Consider the following 21,485-nt stretch of genomic DNA (forward strand, 5'->3'; position numbering starts at 1 on the left):
TTATGTGTCCCAAGGTGCGCGCGGCAATAGCGTGCATGGCCAGGATGCGCACGGTCCTCCCAGTAGTTCGCGGACAGTTCACCTGGGCGTCGCCCATCATGAATGGAATCACGGAGGATGAACCACAAGGCACGGGGTAGCCCAAAAAATTGTCTCGCCTTAACAAAGGAATTTCGGGTCCGAAAAGCACGGCGGATCGCGGGCCGCCGCTCGCCGCTGTGGTCTAACCCGGACGGATGAACCCACAGCCGCGCCGAGCGCCGGCTGGGACGGCGCCATGACCCGCGCGAGGGATGAGGGGCTGGGGCCAGCGCGCCAAGCCTCGCGCTGGACCGGCGTTCCTACGAGGCGGATCGACGTCCGCTGAAACGGACCGATGGTTGTTCGGGATCGGCCGGCGCCGCCGGGACCCTGAGGGGTACTCCGACCCCCGTGGCAAGGACGTTACGGCACTCGACCTGCCGTCAAGAAACCCACACACTGGTTCCATGCGATGGATCACGGAAACGGGAAGCCGGATAGAGCTGCTCAACCCCTACGCCGCGGAGGAGTACGCCGACTATCTGCTGCGGGTCACGGCTGCCGACGGCACGGAGATCGGCTTTTTCGCCTCGGTCACCGACCTGCAGAACAACGTCGACCTCGCCGGTCTGCGGGCGGTGGGGGCGTCCGAGCACTGAACCCGCCGCTTTCGCCTCGGCGTTCGACTTTGGAGCCATCGACCTTGGAGCCATCTTCGGCGCGAGACTTGCCACCGCCGACGCGCCGCTGATGCCATGGGAGATGGCGCAGACATGGCTGGAGGAACCTGATGTTCATCCGCAGCGATCCGTTCCGTGATCTTGACCGGCTCACGCAGCAGATGTTCGCCTCGATGTCCCGGCCGGTCGCGATGCCGATGGATGCCTACCGGATCGGCGACGAGTACCTCGTCCACCTGGATCTGCCGGGAGTTGACCCGGCCACGATCGATCTGTCGGTCGAACGCGACGTGCTGACCGTCGCCGCCGAGCGCCGTCCACCGGTCGCCGACGGCACACCGATGCAGATCGCCGAGCGTCCGAGCGGCCGGTTCAGCCGACGACTGCTTCTCGGCGACGGCCTGGACACCGAACGCATCGCGGCCCGTTACGACGCGGGTGTGCTGACCTTGCGGATTCCCATCGCCCCGCAGGCCCGCCCACGCCGCATCGCCATCGATGGTCTCCAGAGTCAGGACGGCGCTGGAGGCGGCCGCGCACTGCCAGCACCACCCGGTCGCGCACCACTGGCCATCGAAGCCTGAGGTAACGCCCCGGGCAGGTCAGCGCAGGTCAGCGAGGGCAGCGCGCAGGCGGGTCCAGGGGAAGACGGTGTTCTCCCGACCGGGCTGGTCGGCGCCGGCACGGGGGTCGCCTGGGTCGCCGAACACCAGACGCACGCCCCAACCGCGCAGCGCCTCGAGACTCGCGGCGTAGGCGGGATGACCGGCCAGCGCGCTGTTCGGGTACGGCGCCATGACGATCGGCCGGCCGCCGCCGAGCGCCTCGTTGAGCAGGCCGAGCGCCAGCGTGTCCGAGATCCCGGCCACGATCTTGTTGATCGTGTTGAAGGTGGCCGGCACGACGACCAACGCGTCCGCCGGGGGCAGCACGTCCGGCTCGCCCGGCCGTTTGTACTGCGACCGGACTGGATGACCGGTGAGCTGCGTCAACCCACCGGCGTCGAGGAACCCCAACGCCGCTGGCGTCGCGACCACGCACACGTCCCATCCGTCCGCCTGGACGTCGGCGACGAACGCCGGCAGGTCCGCCGCCGGGTACCCGCCGCAGGCCACCACATACAGCACTCGCCCGCCCGATGATGGACCACTCACCGCCATTACCCGCCTTCCCTCGTCCGGCCACGACTGTCGGGACCTCGCTGCCACGCGGCCCCGGTCAGCGGTAGGCGCGGCTCAGTACAGCACGCGCTGGCTCCTGCCGTTGGTTCCGACGGCGAGGTCTCCTTTGAGCACCCGGTAGACCGTCGCCTGGGTGGCGTCGTTACACGAGTAGTACAGGTCGCCCGCCCGGTCCACGGCGACGCCGAACAGCCGCTCGGTCGCTCCCACACATGTCCCACGCAGCAGCACTTTTGGCGCCATCGCGGTGGGGTCGAGCAACGAGACCGTCCGGGCGTCCGCGTCGGTGAACAGAATGCCGCGTCCACCCGGCGCCGGCGCCAACGTGGTGATCGCGGCCTCGTCGAGTGAGCGCTGCAGCACCGTGGTGATCGCCCCGTTCTCGATCAGATGAATGCGGGCGTATCCCCCGGCATAGGAAAGCACGAACACCCGCCCGGCCCCGTCGACCGCGACCGCGTAGGCGTTGTCCAGCGGGACCACGGCGGCGCGTTCGGAACCGTCATACCGCCGTTCGTCAGCAGAGCGCCGTTCGTCAGCGTCGCCACCAGCGCCGTCGCCGGCGAGCAGGGTGGCCGACGTCGTCCGGTAGTCACCGGACCCGCCGGTCGACGGGTCAATCCGCCACACCTGCCCGGCGTAGCCGGTCGTGAAGTACACGGCGCCACTCGGGCTCACCGCCACCGACGTCGGCGTCCCGATCTGCCGGCCGACCGCTCGGGGCGCCGCGCCGGCTCCGCCCGACGGGCAGATCTTCTCGGGAGTCCGGCCGACATCGGGATCACTGGCGGTGGCGGCGGCCGGGCGTCCGGCGACGGTGTCGACGCGCCAAGGTTGACGCAGCGGCTGGTAGAACCGTCGCACCACGCAGTTCCACTCGTCCGCGACGAAAACCGACCCCCCACCGGCAGCGACCCCGGCCGGCCGGTGCAGCCCGGCCCCGGCGGCCATGCCATCCCTCGCGACGGCGGGCAGGCCAACCTGGGCCTGCTCCTGGCCACCTGTCACATCCGCCGAGCCGGTGCCGGTGCCGGTGCCGGGACTCGGCGGACCGGTGCTCGCACCCGGACCGCTGACCGCCGAATTTCCGACGATCATGGTTGTCCGCCCGTCGGCGAACCGGGTGAGGGTGTGCTGGCTGGAGTCGGTCAGCAGGATGCCACCGGTCGGATCCGCGGCGAGGCTGATCAACCCCCGTAGCGGCAGCGGCGCGCTCACGGGGTAGACGATCGGCGGTGCCGGGGTGGGGGTGGGCTGCGACGACGTCGTCTGGTCGTCCCGCCCGACGTGCAGGATGCCGGTGGCGAGCAGCGCCACGACGATGAGCAGGACCACCGCTGCCGTCCCCAGCGACACCGCGACCGGCCCGATGCCTCCCTGCCTGAGGCGGTCCGCGAGCCCGCGGCGCGGTGGCGACGGTGCCGGTGGGCCAGGTGGTGCCGGTGGTGCCGGCGGGAACTGCCCCGGACGGCGCAGGTCGTCGTCGCCGCGGAAGCTGATGCCGGTGTTCGCGAGCCAGCCCGGCCCGAACGTCCGCTCCGCGGCGGCGCACAGCTCGGCGGCGAAACTCAGCGCGTCAGGCTGCCGGTCGGTCGGATGCTTCGCCAGCGCCCGGCGGGTGACGGCGTCCAGACCGGTGAATCGCGGTGGCAATGGCTGGGGGACGGCACTGCGGTGGCGCTCGGCCATCACATGCGGTCGCGGATCGGCGCCGAACGGCGGTGTGCCGGCTAGCAGTTCGTAGAGCACGGCGCCCAGGGAGTAGACGTCGACGCCGACGCCGGGCACGGCCATCTCGAACTGCTCGGGCGCGAGGTACGGCGTCGACCCGACGATGCTCGTCTGCGTGATGCCGACGCTGGTCTCCAGCAGCCGGGCGATCCCGAAGTCGGTCAGGCGGGGCGCGCCGTCCGCGGTGAACATGATGTTCGACGGTTTGATGTCGCAGTGCAGCAGCCCCTCGCGGTGCACCCGCTCGAGGGCGACGGCGATGGCCGCGACGACCGCGCAGGCGCCCGGGGCCCGCAGCCCGTCCCGGGCCCGTTCGGTGAGCGTGCCGCCGGGCAGCAGCTCCATGACGATGAGCGCCGTCTCGGGCGTCCGCACATAGTCGAAGACCCGAACGATGTGCGGATGATCGAGGCTCGCGACAATCTGCGCCTCCGCGTCGACCTCATCCGCCGCCAGCCCCGCCGCTTCCAGTGCCGCCGGGCCGAATCCCTCGGTGGCTCGCCATGCGCGCGTGCCGTGCCCGGCGACCGCGCCGACCACGCCCGGTGGACCACCGAACATGACCTGGACGGTGCCGGTCCGCCTCCGCTCGTCCGCAGCCCCGTCGCCATTGCCTGCCAGTGGCAGCACCTTGACGGCCACCGCGCGGTCCAGCCGCCGGTGCCGCGCGGCGAACACCCGCCCGAACCCACCGCGGCCGAGCTCACGCCCCACGTCATAATCCGGCAGCGCCGCCTGCACATACTCCTGCGGGATCATCCGGGGTGCACCCGCTCTGGACACTCTCGCCACCGCACAACGCCCCCCACGCCACCCGTGGTTTCGGGCCGACTATAACCAGCGACGCCCGGATCGACACCATTCCCACGCGCGGAATTGTCTCGGCCCAGCCAGACCGCTGTTCCGTGGAACCGGACGCCGATCAAGGTGTTCCGCGGAACCGGACGGTGCCGCCGCCAGACGGCGGACGGCAGGCGGCATCTCAGGCGGGGAGCAGGCGGACGGGGAGGGTGCTGGCGCCGCGGACGGCGAGGTGGGCGCGGTAGGTCGGGGGTGCGGTGATCTCGATCTGGGCGACCCGGTCAAGCAGGGCGTTCATCATGATCTCGGCTTCGAGACGGGCGAGCGGGGCGCCGAGGCAGTAGTGGATGCCCTGGCCGAAGCCGAGGTGGCGCGCCGGCTGACGGGAAGCGGCGGCCGGGCCCACGGGGCTCGCCGGGCCCGCGGGGCTCGCGTAACGAAGGACGTCGAACCGGTCGGGGTCGGGAAAGACGGCGGGGTCACGCTGGGCGGCGGCGATCAGGCCGAGGGCGCCGTCGCCACGGCGCAGGGCGTGGCCGGAGATCTCCGTGTCGGCGAGGATCGAGCGGGCCAGCCATTGGATCGGCGGGTCGTAACGCAGGGTCTCCTCGAGCGCGGCGGGCACAAGCTCGCGGCGGGCGCGCAGCAGGGCGTACTGCTCGGGCTCGCGGGCGAGCGCCAGAACCGCGCCGGAGACGAGGTTGACGGTCGTCTCGTAGCCGGCGACCAGCAGCAGCACGCACAGGTCGACGAGTTCGGCCTGCGACAGCCAGTCTCCCTGGGGCCCGCCCGCCTCGTCCGAGTCCGTCGCGCAGACGGCTACCAGCGCGCTGAGCAGGTCGTCGGCGGGGTCGGTGCGACGGCGGGCGATGAGCGCGGTGAAGTACTCGGCGAAACCGCGGGTGCCCTCGGTGCGCGCGGCGCGTTCCGCGGGCGAGAGCAGCTGGTCGGGGTCGAGACCGCGGGTGAGCGCCGAGGCCCAGCCGCCGAACACCTCGTCGTCCCGCTCCGGCACGCCGAGCAGGGTGCAGATGACCCGCAACGGCAGCGGACGCGCGAAGGCGTCGACGAGGTCGACCTCACCGCCGAGCCGCCCGACCGCGTCGTCGATCAGTTCGGCGGCAAGCGTGCGGGCGAGATCGCCGAAGCGAGCGATCCGCCCGGGGGTGAACGCCCGGCCGACCAGACGGCGCAGCCGGGTGTGCGTCGGCGGGTTGGACCGCAGCATCGAGCGCAGCCCCTCCTCGACGTCCGTCACCGGCCGGAAGGCACTCTCGGCCATGGTCAGGTGCCCGACGGCCGGGTCGGACAGCAGCCGGACGCAGTCGTCGTGCCGGGTGAGCAGGACGATGCGCGGAGCTCCCGCGGATCCCTCGGACAGCCAGTGGGTGCGGCCGGCCTCGCGCAGCGCGCGGTAGACGGGATAGGGGTCGGCCCGGTGGCGGGGGTCGAAAACGCCCAGCACATCGACGGTTTCGGTGGTCATCCCCTGCCCTGGCGACGTCATGTCCGGCAACCTATCCCGATCGTCCCCGGCCCGGGTCCGATCCGACTGGCGCATCATCGCGAATTCGCCAGAAGAATACCGGATCGACAGGCCGCGGTAACGCGGCGACACACAGTCCTCCGCATCGACGTGTGGTCACGGGAAGCGGCGCCTATTTCCATTTCATATCGCACGATGCGGAATACGCCGAATTCGCCGGATACGCCTTGACCCGTGTCGACAGAGAACCAGACGATGACGCCCACGCAAGGTCGTTTCCTCCCCCGAAGGAGCCGGATTCATGACCGCAGCGGACCTCGTTACCGACGGCCCCGGTCCGGACGGCCCCGTTCCGGACGGCCCCGGTCCGGACGGCCTCGGCACCGACAGCACGGCTCCCGACGCGCGCCGGCTGTTCGACGCCGCCCATCACCTGAATCCCTATCCGGGTTACCGCCGGATGCGGGAGACTCCCGGGCCCGTCCCCATCCGGCTGGGGGACACCGAGGTGTCCGTGCTGTCGCGGTTCGCCGACTGCGCCGCGGTGCTGCAGAGCCAGGCCTGGGGGCACGGGAACGTCGACCGGCTGAGCCCCTTCTGGGATCAGGAGGCGAGCCTGCCGGGATCGTTCATCCGGATGGACCCGCCCGACCATCGTCGCCTGCGAGCGCTCGTCAACAAGGCGTTCAGTGCACGGATGGTTGCCGACCTGACACCGATGATCACCAGACTGGTCGATGACCTGGTGGCGCGTGCGGTGGCTGCCGGCGGGCTCGACGTGGTGCGGGAGCTGTCCGCGCCGTTGGCGCTCGCGATGGTCGGCCAACGCCTGCTGGGCGTCCCGGAGGAGGACGCCCAGCTGCTGCGATCGTGGGAACTCGCGATCGCCCGGGGCACCGACCCGGAGCCGCTGCTGTCCGCCGAGGAGATCGCCGCCCGTGACTCCGCCGGCGCCGGCGTCGTCGCCTACCTCACGGATCTGGCTGCCAGGCGCCGCGCCCATCCCGAGGACGATCTGCTCAGTCGGCTGGTGGCCGTCGAGGAGTCCGGGGAGGTGCTGACACCCGCCGAGGTCATCGGCATCTGCGTGCTGCTGCTCGTCGCCGGCATGGAGACCAGCATCAACCTGGTGGGCAACGGCATCCTCGCCCTGCTCGCGCACCCCGGGCAGCTCCGCCTGCTGCGCGACCGCCCCGACCTCGCGGGGCCGGCGGTCGAGGAGATCCTGCGCTACGACACGCCCACCCAGTTCACCATGCGGGTCGCGCTCACCGACACCACCGTCGACGGCCGCGAGTACCGTCGCGGCGACGGCGCCATCGTGCTGATGGGCGCGGCCGACCGCGACCCCGAGGTGTTCGCCGACGCCGACACCCTCGACGTCCGCCGCTACGCCCAGCCCGGCGGCTCACCCCGTCACCTCGGGTTCAGCCTGGGCCTGCACTACTGCCTCGGCGCGCCGCTGGCCCGGCTGGAGGCGTCCACTGCCATCCGCACCCTGCTGGAACGCACCCCCGGCCTGCGCCTGGCCGCCGACCCGGCCGACCTCACCTACCAGCCCAGCATCATCCACCGCGGCCTGCAATCCCTCCCCGTCGAGCTGACCGCGACCCACTGACCGCACGGCAGAGGGACCTCATCCCCGCTCGGATGACACCCCCTCCCGTCCCAGCGCACGTGCCCCCTGAGCCCCAGCTCCCGAGCCACGGCAACAACAGCAAGATCCCCACACTCGCGGGGACGACCAGGTATAGCTCTGGGTGACCGATGCCATAGCGAGATGATCCCCGCGCTCGCGGGGACGACTCGTGCGCGGCGGCGCCGCGTCAGAGCAGCGCGGGATGACCCCCGCGCTCGCGCTGGGATTGTCGGTGGTGCCTGATAGATCTGTGGCGACAGAGAAGACAACAACGAGCAAGGCTGGGCCGTCCGCACCGCCGGCCGCGACCGCGGCTACCCGATCGACTACGACGGACTAATTCTTTTCGCCCGCCCCCACCGATAAACCCCCAGCTCAGCAAGCATCGTCCCCGCCCGCGCGGGGATCTTCCCAGATCCTTGATGTCCCGGACCACCCGGCCCATGTCGTCCCCACCCGCGCGGGGATCTTCCCGCCGTGTCGATCATGGAGATGGTGACCGGCGCGTCGTCCCCGCCCGCGCGGGGATCCTTCGTGGTGTCGGGGCGGTGGAGGTTGGTGGGGTCAGGCGGCGTGGAAGCGGGCGGGGAGCTCGGCGAGGCCGCGGATGAGCATGTTGGGCTTGTAGGGCGGGGTGTCGGTGAGTGCTTCCATCCGCTCGACGCGGCGCAGGACGGCGTGCAGGAGGATCTCCATCTCCAGCAGGGCGAGCGGGGCGCCGAGGCAGTAGTGGTGGCCGAGGCTGAACGACAGGTGCCGAGGCACCGGGCGGGCGGTATCCGGGCCGGCGGCGTCCGGCCGGGCGGCGTCCGGGCGGGCGGGGCGGGAACGGTCGAAACGGGTGAGGTCGAGGCGCTCGGGCTCGTCGTAGGCGGCGGGGTCACGGTTGGCGCAGGCGATGAGTGCCACCGCGCCGTCGCCCGGCGCGAACGTGCGGCCGGCCACCGTCATCTCGCGCTTGGCGGCGCGGGTGTTCATGTGGATCGGCGAGTCGTAGCGCAGCAGTTCGTCGACGGCGGGGCCGACGAGGTCGGGCTCCGAACGCAGCAGGGCGAGCTGGTCGGGGTGGCGCATCAGCGCCAGCATGCCGTTGCCGACCAGGTTGACGGTCGTCTCGTGACCGGCGATGAGCAGGGTGACGCAGGTGCCGAGCAGCTCGTCGGCGGTGAGGCGGTCGCCGGCCTCCTCGACGAGCGCGAGCTGGCTGATCAGGTCGTCACCGGGCGCACGGCGCGCCCGCTCGACGAGTGCGCGGAAGTAGCCGAGGAAGTCGGGGATGGCGGCGTTGCGGGCGGCGACCGCCTCGGGGGTCATGAGCGCGTCGGGGTCGAAGGCCCGGGCCAGCGCCTGCGACCAGACCTGCACCTGGGGATGGTCGCAGGCGGGGACGCCGAGGATCTCGCAGACGACCGTCAGCGGCAGCGGGTAGGCGATCGTCTCGATGAGGTCGAACTCGCCGGCGCGCAGCGCGTCGTCGAGCAGCTCCTCGACCAGCGCCTCGATCCGCGGCCGCAGGCCGGCGACGACGCGCGGGGTGAAGCCCTTGGTCACCAGGCCGCGCAGCCGGGTGTGGTCGGGTGGCTCCATCCAGAGGAACGTCGCCGGGAAGGCGCCCGTGGGCATGGTGGGATGCAGCTGCTCGGGCTCACGGTCGTGACCCCAGTCCTGGTTGGCGAGGATCGCCGAGCAGTCGGCGTGGTTCACGGTCAGCGGTAGGCCGAACGGCGCGTCGTGCAGCGGTCCGACGGCGCGCATCCGGACGTAGATCGAGTAGGGGTCATGCCGGTTGGCCGGGTCGAACAGCTCGGCGAGCAGCGCGGCCGACTGCTGTGCGGCCGACGGCTGTGCGGCCGACGGCCGCTCGGCGGGATTCTGGGTGGGCAGCGGAGGGTGGACGGTGACCATCGGGTCTCCTCGGGCGGTCGGGTGTCCTCGGGACGGCATGCGACCGGGCGCGCTCACCTGCCGTGGGGATCGGGCGCGAGCACCCGCGCGGCGAGCGCCGGGCGCAGCAGGGCGGTCGGTGGGTCGACGAGGTTCACGACCCGCATGAGGGTCCGGGCGACCGCCGGGTCGCGGTGCGCGCGGCGTTGGGCGCGGGCGGCGTAGCCGCCGGTGATCCGTCCGCGCAGGCTGCGGTGGCCGGCGACCTGCGGGTAGCGCAGATCGGACGAGACCGCCAGGTCCCAGGCGACGTCGACGACGGGAGCGACGTCCCGGTAGAAACGCCCCGGCAGACCCGACAGACCAGACAGACCAGACAGACCAGACGGGCCCGGCAAACCTGACAGGCCCGACGAGCTTGGCGAGCTTGGCAAGCCCGATGAGCCCGATGAGCCCGATGAGCCCGACGCGCCGCCCCGCAGCGTCTCGCGCAGCACCAGCGCCTGCTGGGCGGCGACCGTCATGCCCTGCGCGTACAGCGGATTGAAACTGCACAGCGCGTCCCCGAGGACGACCAGGCCGTCGGGTGGCTGGGGCAGCCGCTCGAAGTGCCGGCGCACGGACTCGCGGAACCGGTACGGCACCGGATCGCCGAGCGGTGTGGCCGCGCGGATGAGGTCGTACACGTCCGGGACCGCGAGCGCACGGGCGAACCGTTCGAAGCCGTCGTGGTCGACGGGGGGATGCGCGCCGAGCAGACCGGCCAGCGTGACCAGCCAGCGCCCGCCTTCGACGGCGACGGCGCCCGCGCCGACCAGACCCGGTGCCGTCGCGACGATGACGCTGCGCTGCCCATCGAGGTGTTCGGGCCTGCGCTCGTACAGCCGGGACGCATAGCCGAGATCGATGGCGACGCGAGTGCTTTCCGGCCTCGGCAGGCCGGCGTCGGCCATCCAGTCCAGGCTGCGTGAGTTGCGGCCGCTGGCGTCGACGACGAGCCGCGCCGGCAACGGCCCCGTCCCGCGGACGTCCACGCCGATCACGCGTGGACCGTCGGTGACGAGGCCCACCACGGTCGAGCGCGGGTGGATCCGCACCCGTCCGAGTGCGGCCGTGCGCCGCCGCAGCACCCGCTCGAGCAGCGGGCGGCTGGTCAGGACGCTGGTCAGGCCGGTCGGCGCCGGGTAGAGGCGACGGCCGTGCATGTAGTAGCGGCCACCGACGAGGACCTCGCTGGTCTGTGCGCCGGCCGCGACCAGTTCCTCGACGATGCCGGGGTACAGCTGCTCGACGATCTGCCGACCGCGATCCATCAGCGCATGCAGGTGGCGGGCCTGCGGCACCCCACGCCGCTCCCCCAGCCCCGCGCCGGCAAGGGCACTGCCGGCACTGGTCGAGATGCCGGCACTGGTCGAGATGGCGGCACTGGTCGAGATGGCGGCGCCGCCGTCGATGCTGGCGCCGGTCGGGTTCAGGTCGGACAGCTCGTCCCGATCGAGGATGGTGACCTGGTCAAACGTCTCGGCCAGGACGCGGGCGGCGAGCAGGCCGGCCACGCCGGCGCCCAGCACGACGGCATGCCCGAACACGGCGGCGGCAGCGGCCCCGGCGGTCGGCGGGTTGGGGGTCAGCGGGTTGGGGGTCAGCGCGTCAGAGGTCAAGGGTCAGCCGCTCCGACCGGGCGCGCGAGACGCAGATCATCATCGTGGCGTTGCTGGCGCGTTCGGCGTCGCTGAGCACCGAGTCCCGATGGTCGACCTCGCCGTCGAGCACCGTCGTCTCGCAGCTCGCGCAGGTCCCCTCCCGGCACGAGGACGGGACGTCGACGCCGGCGCGGTCGAGCGCATCGAGCAGGGACTGATCGGCGCCTACCCGCACCGTCCGCCCGCCCGAGGCAGCGAGCACCACGTCGAAGGCACGGGCCGGCGTGGCGTCCCGGCCGGCGTCGGAACGCGGACGGAACCGTTCGAGGTGCAGGCTGCCGACACCGCGTCCGGCGAACGCCTTCTCGGTCGCCGTGAGCAGGCCCTCCGGTCCGCAGGCGTACAGCCGGGTGTCGGCGTCGAGCTCGGCGACGATGTCGGCGACGGGCAGCAGGCCGTGAGTGTCCTCCGGCAGGACGTGCACGCGGCCGCCATGTGCCGCGAGCTCGGGCAGGAAGGCCATCCGCGCCCGGGAACGTCCGCCGTAGTAGAGCTGCCAGTCGGCGCCCTGGCGCTCCAGGGCGCGGATCATCGGCAGCAGCGGGGTGATGCCGATCCCGCCGGCCAGCAGCCGATACGTGCCGCCGGACACCAGCGGGAAATTATTTCTCGGTTCGCCGACAAACATTTTCGAACCGGCCACCACGCGTTCATGGATGTAACGCGATCCGCCCCGGCCGTTTTCCTCCCGGAGCACCGCGAAGCGCCAGGTGCGCCGATCGCCGGGATCACCACACAACGAGTACTGGCGGATCTGGCCGTCGGGCAGACGGATATCGATGTGGGCGCCGGGTTCCCAGTGTTCCAGCGCCTCTCCGCGTGGATCCATCAGGGCTATGACCAGCACGTCCTGGGTGGCCAGGCTTGCCTCGTCCACCCGCAGGGCCGTCCAGCGAGATGCGGAAGTCACCAGTGGACGGTCTCACGCCCACCACCGCCCCCGCGCCGGTCAAATCCAAGGGTAATCATCCCATCGGAAAGCCCGATGGCCGGCCAGGAGAACAACGCGCACCGCAACAATGACCCAGATCGGGCCCGCAATGTTGTGGTTGTTCCTGACGACGAACGATCCGGACAGCATGGGGAGAAGCGGTGGATGCCCTGACGGTGGATGCCTCGCCCTTGGATGCCCAGTCCTTGGACGCCGTCGACCTGGCGGACCGGACGGCGCGGTTCGTTCACGACGTGGTCGTCCCGGTCGAGCGGGAGATCGTGGTGGAGGGCCGGCCGGTCACCGACGAGCTGCGCGGTGAGCTGGTCGCCGCGGCCCGGACCGCCGGCCTGTTCGGACCGCTCTCGCCGGTCGAGTACGGCGGTCTGGGCCTGGACGCCCGCGGGCAGGCGCATGTGCTGATGGCCGCCGGCGAGAGCCTCATCGGACCACTGGCGCTGCACTGCTGGGCGCCGGACGACGGCAACATCCCGATGCTGGCCGCCCTGGCCACCGACGACCAGCGCGGACGGTACCTCGCGCCGCTGGCAGCCGGGGACGTGCGGTCGGCGTTCGCGATGGTGGAACCCGCGCCAGGCAGCGGCTCCGACCCGGCGATGCTGCGCACCGTCGCCACCCGGGCCGGGGGCGACTGGCTGATCAGCGGCGCCAAGCACTTCGTCACCGGCGCCGACGGCGCGGCGTTCACGATCGTCGCCGCCCGTACCGACGCGGGCCCGACGATGTTCCTGGTCGACGCCGACAACCCGGGGATGCGGGTGGTGCGCCGGATGCCGACGCTGGACTTCACCAGCGCGCCGGGCGGCCACTGCGAGGTGGTGCTCGACGACTGCCGGGTGTCCGGGGACGCGGTGCTCGGCACGGTCGGCGCGGGCATGGACTGTCTGCTCGCCCGGATGGCCCCGTCCCAGCTCACGTTCTGCATGAACTGGCTGGGCCTCGCGACCCGCGCGCACCGCATGTCCGCGGCGCACATCACCGGACGGTGGGCCTTCGGCGCCGCGATCGCCGAGCACGGGCTCGCCCAAGGCCTCGTCGCCGACAACGAGATCGACCTCGCCGCCGCGCGCGCGCTCGTCCACGCCACCGCGGCGATCCTCGACCAGCAGGGCGCGACGTCGTCCGCGGCCCGGCACGGCGCCGCCGTCACGAAGACGTTCGTCTCCGAGGCGGTGTGGCGGGTGCTCGACCGCGCGGTGCAGCTGTTCGGCGGCCTCGGGGTCTGCGAGGACCATCTGGTGGCCCGGTTCCTCGTCGAGGCGCGGGCGTTCCGCATCTACGAGGGTCCCTCGGAGGTGCTGCGCTCCTCGATCGCCCGCCGCGTGTTCCGTACGGCGACGGCATCCCCGATCTCAGTGTCCCGGACCTCAGCGTCCCCGGGCGACGGCGTCCGCAGCCGCCCAGGCGGATCCGCCCCACGTCCCAGCACGGATGGGAGACAACCGTGAGCAACACAACGGTCAGCAACACAACGGCCAGCGGCTCGACGGTCAGCGGCCCGACGGTCAGCGGCTCGACGGTCAGCGACACAGCCACAGCGACAGCGACGGCCGGCTCGACGGTCGGTGGCGCGGGCAGATCGGCGCCCGCGACCGGGTCGGCGTTCGCGGCCTTCGCGGAGCCTGGACGGTCCGGGCCGGACTTCGATCGGATCCGGGCGCTGATCAACGAACTGGTGCCGTTCAGCGCGCACCTCGGGATCGAGGTGACCGAGATCGACGCGCGACACGCGACCGTCGAGATCCCCGACCGGGCCGAGCTGACCAACCAGATGGGTACCGTGCACGCCGGCGCGCAGTTCACCGCGGCGGACATCGCCGGGGCCTGTGCGTTCATCGGCGCGACCGCCAGCCGGATCGGCGAGGTCGCGTGGCTGGTCGTCCGGGACAGCTGGTCGTCGTTCCGGCGGCCCGCGCGGGGTCTGGTGCGCGCCGTCGCCTCCGTCGAGGAGCAGGGCGTGCGCCGGGTGCTGGCGGCCGGCCCCGGTGAACGGATCGAGCTCGACGGCAAGGCGGTGCTACACGACGCCACCGGCGCTCAGGTGGGTGTCTTCCGCTTCGCCTACGTCGCCGACATGCTTGCGGCCGGCGCGGCGGACGGATCCGTGTCATGACCGACACGACGGCCTCAAGCACCACGACCTCAAACACCACGACCTCAAGCACCACGGCTGCCGGGGCGGCGCCGGCCACCGGCCGCGGTGGCGAGTTCGCCGCGCTGGAGGCGCTGCCGGTGGCGAGTGAGGGCGGCGTCGGTTTCGTGCTGCGGGTGCTCGCGGCTGACGACCCGGACGCGCCGGTCGTGCTGATCCTGCCGGCCATGGCGATGAAGGCGAAGTTCTACCTGCCGCTCATGCGGGCGCTGCACGCGGCCGGGGTGTCGGTCGTGTCGACCGACCTGCGGGCCCAGGGCGAGTCGACGCCGGGACTGCACGACCAGCCGACGTTCGGCTACCGCGAGCTGGTCGAGGTCGACCTGGCCCGGATCGTCGCGGCCGTGCACGCCCGGTTCCCGGGCCAGCGGCCCTACCTGCTCGGCCACAGCCTCGGCGGGCAGCTCAGCCTGCTGTACGCCGCGGCCACCGCGGACCCGCACGGCCGGCCCGACGCGGGGCCCGGCGTCGCCGGGGTCTGCGTGATCGGGACGGGCTCGGTCTACTGGCGGGCGTTCGCGCCGCGGCGGTGGCTGTCGAGCTTTTACCAGAGCCAGACGATCGGCGTGGTGGCGCGGGTGCGCGGCCACTGGCCGGGCGGCATGGTGATCGGCGGGGCGATGGCCGGTCGGGTGATGACGGACTGGGCCCGCCACGCCCGCTCCGGCCGTTACCGGCCGCACGGCAGCCGCCTCGACTACGACCGGCTGCTGGCCACACTCGACCTGCCGGTCCTGGTCATCTCGCTGGACGCGGACCGGCTGGGGCCGAAACCGAACGTCGACTACCTGTGCGGGCGGATCCCGCGGGCGGCCTTGGCGCGCTGGCACGTCACGGCCGCCAGCGGCGTCGCGCACCGTGATCATTTCGCCTGGATGAAGGACGTCGGGGTCATCGGACCGGCAGTGGCCGCCTGGGTCCGCGAGCGTCGCGTTCCGACCGCATAGCGCATCGGAGCCGGGGCCGGAAAGCGGCCCCGGTCAGATCCTCTCGCGCCATTCAAAACACCTATCAGGGGCGGTCACGGACACTTTTGTCGTGGTCCGTTCACCGCCAGGACACCGTGTCCTGCTGAACTTCAGCTCGCACCGACATCGAAGTTCTCTGCAAGCACACCGAAGTTCAGCTAGCACAGGGACCGGGCACCGTGTATTCACCGGTGGCAAACACCGGGTCCGAGGCCGCTCCGCTACCGGCGGTCCGAGGGGGGAGACCAGTGAGCCGTATAACCGTGGAGAACGTCACGCGTCGGTATGGCGGCACCACGGCCGTCGACGCGGTCAGCCTCGACGTCGCTGACGGTGATTTCCTGGTGCTACTCGGCCCGAGTGGATGCGGGAAATCGACACTTCTGCGCACCATCGCGGGACTCGTGGCACCGAGCGAGGGCCGCGTTCTCGTGGACGACCGGGATGTCACCGACGTCCCGGCCCGCGGGCGTGACCTGGCGATGGTGTTCCAGAGCTACGCCCTGTACCCGCATCTCACCGTGGCCCGCAACATCGGTTTTCCGCTGCGGGCCCGCCGGCTGCGCCGGGCCGAGGTCCGCCGCCGCGTCGGCGAGGTCGCGGACGCACTCGAGCTGTCCGCGCTGCTCGACCGGCGTCCGCGGGAGCTGTCCGGCGGGCAGCGCCAGCGCGTCGCGCTCGGGCGGGCGCTGGTCCGCGACCCGGGCGCGTTTCTCATGGACGAGCCGCTGTCGAACCTGGACGCCCAGCTGCGCACGGCCACCCGCACCGAGATCACCGAGCTGCACCGGCGACTGCGTCGCACGTTCGTCTACGTCACCCACGACCAGGTCGAGGCGATGACGATGGCGACGTCGGTCGCGGTGCTCAACCGCGGCCGACTCGAACAGATCGGTCCCCCCACGGAGGTCTACGACCGCCCGGCCTCGGCGTTCGTCGCCGGTTTCCTCGGCTCGCCACCGATGAACCTGCTGGCCGCCGAGGTCATCCACCGGGACGGTCAGCTACACGCGGTCGCCGCCGGCGTGAACGTCCCGCTCGGCATCGCGGTGCCGCGGCGCTCCCCGGACGACGCCGCCGGGGAACCTGCCCGGTCGGTGCTGCTCGGCATCCGCCCCGAACATCTGCGGGTGACGTCCAGTGCCGCGGCCATGACGGCCGCTACGGACGCTACGGCCGCCGAGGCCGCAGCGTCCGCCTCGGGCTCGGACGGGCCGGTCACGGCGTTGCGCGGCGTTGTCCGCACCGTGGAGAACCTCGGCAGCGAGGAGATCGCCTACTGCGTCGTCGGCGACGGCGAGGTGAGTGTGCGGGCGCGCCGGCCGGCCGGATTCGCGGTCGGCGACGCCGTCGCGCTGGCCGTCGATCCCGGGCAGACACATCTTTTCGACCGGGAGTCCGGGCGTCGGCTGGTCTGGCGTCCGGACCCACACCCGGCCGTCCCCTCCGCCCGCGTTCCTGTCGCCACCTGACCCTCGCCCGGCGGCAGCTTCGTCCCGCGCTCCTCCACGTTCCGTCTCTCCCCGCACTGTCCTGCCGCGCACGGCCTTTCCCGCACCGCCTTTTCCCGCACGGCGTTTCCGCGCTCTGCCTCTCCCCGCAGCCCGCTTTCCCTGTCGGCCATCGCGAGACAACCCTGGCCGCCGCACCACTCCGCTCATCCCGCCTCCGTCCCTCCGCGTCGCGCACGCCCACCCGTCAAAGCTGGCACTGGGCCAAGGAGATCCCGTGAGAAAACCGTCTGCCCACAGATCACTGTCGTTGGTGACCCTGGCCGCGGCGACCGCCATGTCCGTCCTGGCCGCCTGCGGCTCTCCCGGCGGCAGCGGGGACACCCACGCCGGTGCCTCCGCCAACCCGGTTCCCGAGCTCGGCAAGGACCAGAAGGTCTCGATCGTCTTCGAGAGCTACAACTACGGGCTCGCGGGAGCCTGGACCGACACCTTCAACGACCTGATCTCCACGTTCGAGAAGCAGCATCCGAACATCCACGTCGTGGCGCAGAAGCCGAAGGGCTCCAGCCCCAACCCGGCAGCCGACTCGATCTCCAGCGTGCAGAGCCAGGTCGCCGCGGGTGCCCCGCCGGACGTCGTCCAGGAGGGCTTCGGCGACCTGGACTTCACCGTCCACTCCCTGGGCGCGAAGGCGCTGGACGACCTGGTCGGCAAGGACGCCGTGCAGGCGAACTTCGACGGGCCGAAGTATCCCTTCGCCAAGACCGCGCGCACCCTCGGTGACCTCGGCGGCAAGACCTACGGCGTGCCGTTCGTCTTCTCGACGCCGGTCCTGTACTACAACGCGTCCCTGTTCACCGCGGCTGGCCTCGACCCGACCAAGCCGCCGACGACCTGGGACGAGGTGAAGGCCGACGCCCAGGCGATCGTGTCCAGGACCAAGAAGAGCGGCGTCTACCTCGACTGCCTGACGAAGGTCTCCAAGGACTGGTGCTTCCAGAGCCTCGTCCGCTCCAACGGCGGCCGCGTGATCTCCACCGACCGGACCCAGCTCACCTACGACCAGCCGGCAACCGTGCAGGTCGTGCAGCTGGCGCAGGGCCTGGTCAAGGACGGTCTGACGCCGGTGCTCGGCCAGAAGGACGGCTACACCAGCTTTGCCCGCGGTGACATGGGCATGCTGCTGGAAAGCAGCTCGCTGCAGGCCACCTTCCAGAAGGGCGCCAAGGGCGGCAAGTGGGACCTCAAGGCCGCGCCGCTGCCGAGTTTCGGCACCAAGCCGGCCATCCCGACCAACTCCGGCGCCGCACTGTTCGTGCTGGCCAAGGACGCGGCCAAGCAGCGCGCCTCCTGGGATCTGATCAAGTTCCTGACCAGCAACGAGGCCTACACCGAGATCTCCTCCAAGATCGGCTATCTGCCGCTGCGGACCGGGCTGGTCAACGACCCGGCCGGCCTGCAGGCCTGGGCCAAGGCGAACCCGCTGGTCCAGCCGAACCTCGACCAGCTCGACCGGCTGGAGCCGTGGGTGTCCTTCCCCGGCAACAACTACGTCCAGGTCCGCGACGGCATGATGAACGCCGTCGAGAAGTCCGTCTACCAGGGCGCGGACCCGGCATCGACCTTGACCGCCGCGGCCAGGCAGGGTGCCGCGCTGCTTCCGAAGGCCTGATCCCGATGACGACGACCGGACCGGCTGACCTGACCCTCATCCAGGTGAGCGACACCCATCTCGTCCCGAGCGGACAGCTCATCCACGGCCGGGTGGACACCTTCGCCCTCCTGGAAGCGGCCGCCGCGCGGCTGGCCGACTGGGCCGGTCCGGTCGCCGGGATCCTGCTCACCGGAGATCTCGCCAACAACGGTGCGCCCGAGGCCTATCGGCGGCTGCGCGGCGTGATCGAGCCGCTGGCGCAGCGGCTGGGCGCCGCCGTCGTGTACGCCATGGGCAACCACGACGAACGGACGGCGTTCCGGGCCGAACTGCTGGACGGGGCCACCTCCCCGGGCGGTGGCATCCTGACCGGCGACTCCCTGACCAGCAACTCCCTGACCGGCGACTCCCTGACCGGCAGCTCCCCCGAGGACCCCTGCGACCAGGTCCACGACATCGACGGGCTGCGGATCATCGTGCTCGACTCCACGACGCCCGGTCGGCACGACGGCTGGCTGACCGACGCCCAGCTCGCCTGGCTCGCGGACCGACTCGACGAGCCGGCGCCCCGCGGCACGCTGATCGTCGTCCACCATCCGCCGCTGCCCTCGCGCCTCCCGACGCTGCACCTGCTGCGGCTGCGCGCCGCCGAACGACTCGCCAAGGTCATCGACGGCACGGACGTGCGGATGGTGCTCACCGGGCACGCCCACCACGCCGGTGCCGGATCGCTGGCCGGCATCCCCGTCTGGATCAGCCCGGCGCTGGCCTACCACGTCGACACGCTGCCGCCGCGGGGACGCCATCGTGGTCTGCCGGTCGGCGGTTTCAGCCGCGTCGACCTCGTCGACGGGCAGGTGGTCGTGACCGCCATCCCGCTGGACGGGTCCGGCCTGGCCGCGGCCGGCCTGGACGGGGCCAGGCCGGCCGGGGCCGGCCAGGCCGCGGAGGTCTACAACCGCGACGCGCAGGAGATGCTCGACTACGTCCGCAGCGCCACCCCGACCACGACTCCGGCGGAGTAGCCGTGTTTGTCGAGATCACCGCGCCCACCGCACTACCCGCTCCGGCGTCGCCCCCCGACGCCGGAGCGGGTGTCTCCCCCGGCGGCCCTCGAGCCGACTCCGCTCGCTCCGGCCGGGGCCGCTCCCGCCGCTCGCCACGGCAGCTGGTGCGGCTCCTGGGCCGTGGCGTCGTTCCGTACCTCTACCTGGCGCCCGCCCTCGGCATGCTGGGGGTCTGGACGTACCGTCCGCTGGCCGAGACGGTGAACTACTCGTTCTTCTCCTGGAACCTCTCGCCGGACTCGCCGGCCACCCCGCAGGGCTGGCACAACTACCATCGGCTACTCACCGTGCCTGAGGTCGGCGGGGCGGTCTGGCGCACCTTCCTCATGATCGCCGGCCTACTGCCGTTCACGATCATCGTCCCGGTCGTCGTCGGACTGCTCACCGCCGAGGTGCGCGGTCGGGCGCGGACGGTGTACCAGGCGCTGATCTTCGCGCCGGTCCTGGTCGCGCCGGTGGCCAGCGCCGCGGTCTGGCAGTGGATGCTCTTCCCCGAGAACGGGGTCGTCGACCGGATCACCGGTCTGTCGACGAACTGGCTGCACGAGAAGACTCCCGCCCTGCTGTCCATCACCGGCATCGCCGGATGGCACCTGCTCGGCTTCGCCGTGCTGGTCGTCGCCGCCGGACTCGCCTCGATCAACGGCGACTACGCCGAGGCCGCCTCCGTCGACGGCGCGTCCCGGTGGCAGTCGATCCGCTGGCTGACCCTGCCCCTGCTCTCGCCGACGCTGGTGTTCCTGCTGCTGACCACCGTGTTGCTGGCCGGGCAGTGGACCTTCCCGCTGATCGACACCCTGACCCAGGGCGGCCCGGTGAACGCCACCACCAACGTCTACTACCTGCTGTGGGAGTACGGCTTCCAGAGCTTCGACGCCGGATTCGCCTCCGCCGCCGGAGTGGTGTTCTTCCTCGGCTTCGGAGTCGTGGCCGGCGTGCTCGTCCGGCTGTCCGACCGCCTCACCTTCCACGACAACTGACCACGACAACTGACCACGACAGCTCATCGCGGCACCTGAGCCGTACCGCGAGAGAACACCACGAGAACCGATCACGACGATCAACCAGGACGACGCACAGGAGGACGGCCCGTGGCTCTCGTCATCGAAACCCCGGCGGGCGGGCTGCCGGCCGGGAACCCGAGCGCGCCCGGCGACCCGGGCGGCCCGGTCACCAGCGAGAGAGCGGCCGGCGCGACCCTGGCCGAGGGCGCCCTGGCCGAGGCGGCACAGGCCGGCGGCGACGGACCGGACGTTCCCGGCGGCCGGTCGCGGACGATGACCATCGTCGGCCATGTCGCCCTGGCCCTGCTGGGAATCGTCTGCGTCTTCCCGATCTACTGGATGTACACGACGTCACTGCGCCGACCGCAGGACGTCTACAAGCTGACCGTCCTGCCCTGGCCGCTGTCGACCAGCAGCTACTCCCAGGCTCTCGACCAGCTTGACCTGGCTCGCCTGATGCTGAACACCACCATCGTCGCCATACTGACAGCGGCGGGCCAGCTGCTGACCAGCCTGCTCGCCGCCTACGCCTTCGCCGTGTGGGGCTTCCCCGGCAAGCGGCTGCTCTACCTGGGCTTCGTCGGCACCTGGTTGGTGCCGTTCCAGGTGACGATGCTGCCGAACTACGTGCTGCTGCACCAGCTCGGGCTACTCAACTCGCTGGCCGGGGTGATCGTGCCGAACGTCGTGTCGGCGCTCGGGGTGCTGCTCCTGCGCCAGCATCTCGACAGCTTCCCCAAGGAACTGCTGGAGGCGGCCCGCATCGACGGCCGCGGATCCTGGACGACTCTCTGGACGGTGGTGGTGCCGAACCTGCGCGCGGCCCTCACCGCGCTCGGCATCCTGCTGCTGGTCAACGCCTGGAACGAGTACTTCTGGCCGGCGATGGTCCTGCAGCGCGGACCGTCGGTGCTGCAGCTGGGTATCAACGGCTACCTGAACTCGGCCGAGGGCGACAACTGGGGCCCGCTGACCGCCGCTGCCGGCCTCGCCTGCCTGCCCATCTTCGCCCTCTACCTGGCCCTGCAACGCCACGTCATCAACGGCTTCGTCCGCTCCGGCCTGCGCTGACCGCGCCCGCGCCCGCGCGCTCGGCCTGATCACCGGA

The 21,485-nt window shown here is 71.6% G+C and carries 17 protein-coding genes; 11 read left to right on the plus strand and 6 right to left on the minus strand.

The genetic code is table 11. From position 1 onward, the window contains the following. The first annotated feature begins 488 nt into the window (after positions 1 to 488). Both MXD95_RS05360 and MXD95_RS05365 read left to right on the plus strand, forming a co-directional pair. Positions 489 to 680, plus strand: coding sequence for a hypothetical protein (locus tag MXD95_RS05360; protein ID WP_250639416.1), 192 nt, complete (start codon positions 489 to 491; stop codon positions 678 to 680). A 131-nt stretch (positions 681 to 811) separates the two neighbouring features. After that, a complete protein-coding gene (locus MXD95_RS05365; RefSeq protein ID WP_250639417.1) occupies positions 812 to 1,285 on the plus strand; it encodes an Hsp20/alpha crystallin family protein in 474 nt (157 codons plus the stop codon). An 18-nt stretch (positions 1,286 to 1,303) separates the two neighbouring features. Here MXD95_RS05365 and MXD95_RS05370 read toward each other — a convergent pair whose 3' ends face one another. The 3 genes from MXD95_RS05370 to MXD95_RS05380 form a co-directional block, all read right to left on the minus strand. After that, positions 1,304 to 1,855 carry a flavoprotein gene (locus tag MXD95_RS05370; RefSeq protein ID WP_250639418.1) on the minus strand — a complete coding sequence of 184 codons (552 nt, stop codon included), beginning with the start codon at positions 1,853 to 1,855 and terminating at the stop codon, positions 1,304 to 1,306. An 81-nt stretch (positions 1,856 to 1,936) separates the two neighbouring features. Beyond that, on the minus strand, positions 1,937 to 4,372 hold the full coding sequence (locus tag MXD95_RS05375) for a serine/threonine-protein kinase (RefSeq protein ID WP_250639419.1): 2,436 nt from the start codon (positions 4,370 to 4,372) through the stop codon (positions 1,937 to 1,939). A gap of 223 nt (positions 4,373 to 4,595) precedes the next feature. Next, a complete protein-coding gene (locus MXD95_RS05380) occupies positions 4,596 to 5,921 on the minus strand; it encodes a cytochrome P450 (RefSeq protein WP_250639420.1) in 1,326 nt (441 codons plus the stop codon). 280 nt (positions 5,922 to 6,201) lie between these two features. On the opposite strand from MXD95_RS05380, the gene MXD95_RS05385 reads away from it, so the two are divergent. Further along, positions 6,202 to 7,518: a cytochrome P450 gene (locus MXD95_RS05385; RefSeq protein ID WP_250639421.1), complete on the plus strand. Its 1,317-nt coding sequence runs from the start codon at positions 6,202 to 6,204 to the stop codon at positions 7,516 to 7,518. A gap of 585 nt (positions 7,519 to 8,103) precedes the next feature. Here MXD95_RS05385 and MXD95_RS05390 read toward each other — a convergent pair. Genes MXD95_RS05390 through MXD95_RS05400 form a run of 3 tightly spaced genes read right to left on the minus strand, consistent with a single transcriptional unit; the run spans position 8,104 to position 12,036 of the window. Next, positions 8,104 to 9,444, minus strand: coding sequence for a cytochrome P450 (locus MXD95_RS05390; protein WP_250639422.1), 1,341 nt, complete (start codon positions 9,442 to 9,444; stop codon positions 8,104 to 8,106). Between the two features lie 53 nt (positions 9,445 to 9,497). Continuing rightward, a complete protein-coding gene (locus tag MXD95_RS05395; RefSeq protein WP_250639423.1) occupies positions 9,498 to 11,084 on the minus strand; it encodes an NAD(P)/FAD-dependent oxidoreductase in 1,587 nt (528 codons plus the stop codon). Continuing rightward, positions 11,074 to 12,036 carry a PDR/VanB family oxidoreductase gene (locus tag MXD95_RS05400; RefSeq protein WP_250639424.1) on the minus strand — a complete coding sequence of 321 codons (963 nt, stop codon included), beginning with the start codon at positions 12,034 to 12,036 and terminating at the stop codon, positions 11,074 to 11,076. The genes MXD95_RS05395 and MXD95_RS05400 overlap by 11 nt, the downstream gene beginning before the upstream one ends. Positions 12,037 to 12,227: 191 nt before the next feature. Here MXD95_RS05400 and MXD95_RS05405 point away from each other — a divergent pair, with 191 nt between their 5' ends. The 8 genes from MXD95_RS05405 (at position 12,228) to MXD95_RS05440 (ending at position 21,448) form a co-directional block, all read left to right on the plus strand. Then, positions 12,228 to 13,526, plus strand: coding sequence for an acyl-CoA dehydrogenase family protein (locus MXD95_RS05405; RefSeq protein WP_251077869.1), 1,299 nt, complete (start codon positions 12,228 to 12,230; stop codon positions 13,524 to 13,526). Further along, a complete protein-coding gene (locus MXD95_RS05410) occupies positions 13,523 to 14,191 on the plus strand; it encodes a PaaI family thioesterase (RefSeq protein WP_250639426.1) in 669 nt (222 codons plus the stop codon). The genes MXD95_RS05405 and MXD95_RS05410 overlap by 4 nt, the downstream gene beginning before the upstream one ends. Continuing rightward, positions 14,188 to 15,177, plus strand: a complete 990-nt coding sequence (locus MXD95_RS05415; RefSeq protein WP_250639427.1) for an alpha/beta hydrolase family protein — start codon at positions 14,188 to 14,190, stop codon at positions 15,175 to 15,177. The genes MXD95_RS05410 and MXD95_RS05415 overlap by 4 nt, the downstream gene beginning before the upstream one ends. 269 nt (positions 15,178 to 15,446) lie before the next feature. Continuing rightward, entirely contained in the window at positions 15,447 to 16,670 is a 1,224-nt protein-coding gene (locus MXD95_RS05420) for an ABC transporter ATP-binding protein (RefSeq protein ID WP_250639428.1), read from the plus strand. A gap of 256 nt (positions 16,671 to 16,926) precedes the next feature. Further along, a complete protein-coding gene (locus MXD95_RS05425) occupies positions 16,927 to 18,324 on the plus strand; it encodes an ABC transporter substrate-binding protein (RefSeq protein ID WP_250639429.1) in 1,398 nt (465 codons plus the stop codon). A gap of 5 nt (positions 18,325 to 18,329) precedes the next feature. Then, complete coding sequence (locus MXD95_RS05430) at positions 18,330 to 19,331, plus strand: metallophosphoesterase (protein WP_250639430.1); 1,002 nt, start codon at positions 18,330 to 18,332, stop codon at positions 19,329 to 19,331. A gap of 2 nt (positions 19,332 to 19,333) precedes the next feature. Continuing rightward, complete coding sequence (locus MXD95_RS05435; protein WP_250639431.1) at positions 19,334 to 20,353, plus strand: carbohydrate ABC transporter permease; 1,020 nt, start codon at positions 19,334 to 19,336, stop codon at positions 20,351 to 20,353. A 111-nt stretch (positions 20,354 to 20,464) separates the two neighbouring features. After that, positions 20,465 to 21,448: a carbohydrate ABC transporter permease gene (locus MXD95_RS05440; protein ID WP_480024002.1), complete on the plus strand. Its 984-nt coding sequence runs from the start codon at positions 20,465 to 20,467 to the stop codon at positions 21,446 to 21,448. Positions 21,449 to 21,485: the final 37 nt, after the last annotated feature.

The organism is Frankia sp. AiPa1 (genome assembly GCF_023243075.1).
Classification (GTDB): domain Bacteria; phylum Actinomycetota; class Actinomycetes; order Frankiales; family Frankiaceae; genus Frankia.

What these genes read in the sequence shown, in the direction of transcription:
- MXD95_RS05380 (WP_250639420.1), bottom strand. Translation starts at nt 5,921, where the DNA reads ATGACGTCGCCAGGGCAGGGGATGACCACCGAAACCGTCGATGTGCTG.
- MXD95_RS05385 (WP_250639421.1), top strand. Translation starts at nt 6,202, where the DNA reads ATGACCGCAGCGGACCTCGTTACCGACGGCCCCGGTCCGGACGGCCCC.
- MXD95_RS05430 (WP_250639430.1), top strand. Translation starts at nt 18,330, where the DNA reads ATGACGACGACCGGACCGGCTGACCTGACCCTCATCCAGGTGAGCGAC.
- MXD95_RS05365 (WP_250639417.1), top strand. Translation starts at nt 812, where the DNA reads ATGTTCATCCGCAGCGATCCGTTCCGTGATCTTGACCGGCTCACGCAG.
- MXD95_RS05360 (WP_250639416.1), top strand. Translation starts at nt 489, where the DNA reads ATGCGATGGATCACGGAAACGGGAAGCCGGATAGAGCTGCTCAACCCC.
- MXD95_RS05415 (WP_250639427.1), top strand. Translation starts at nt 14,188, where the DNA reads ATGACCGACACGACGGCCTCAAGCACCACGACCTCAAACACCACGACC.
- MXD95_RS05375 (WP_250639419.1), bottom strand. Translation starts at nt 4,372, where the DNA reads ATGATCCCGCAGGAGTATGTGCAGGCGGCGCTGCCGGATTATGACGTG.
- MXD95_RS05390 (WP_250639422.1), bottom strand. Translation starts at nt 9,444, where the DNA reads ATGGTCACCGTCCACCCTCCGCTGCCCACCCAGAATCCCGCCGAGCGG.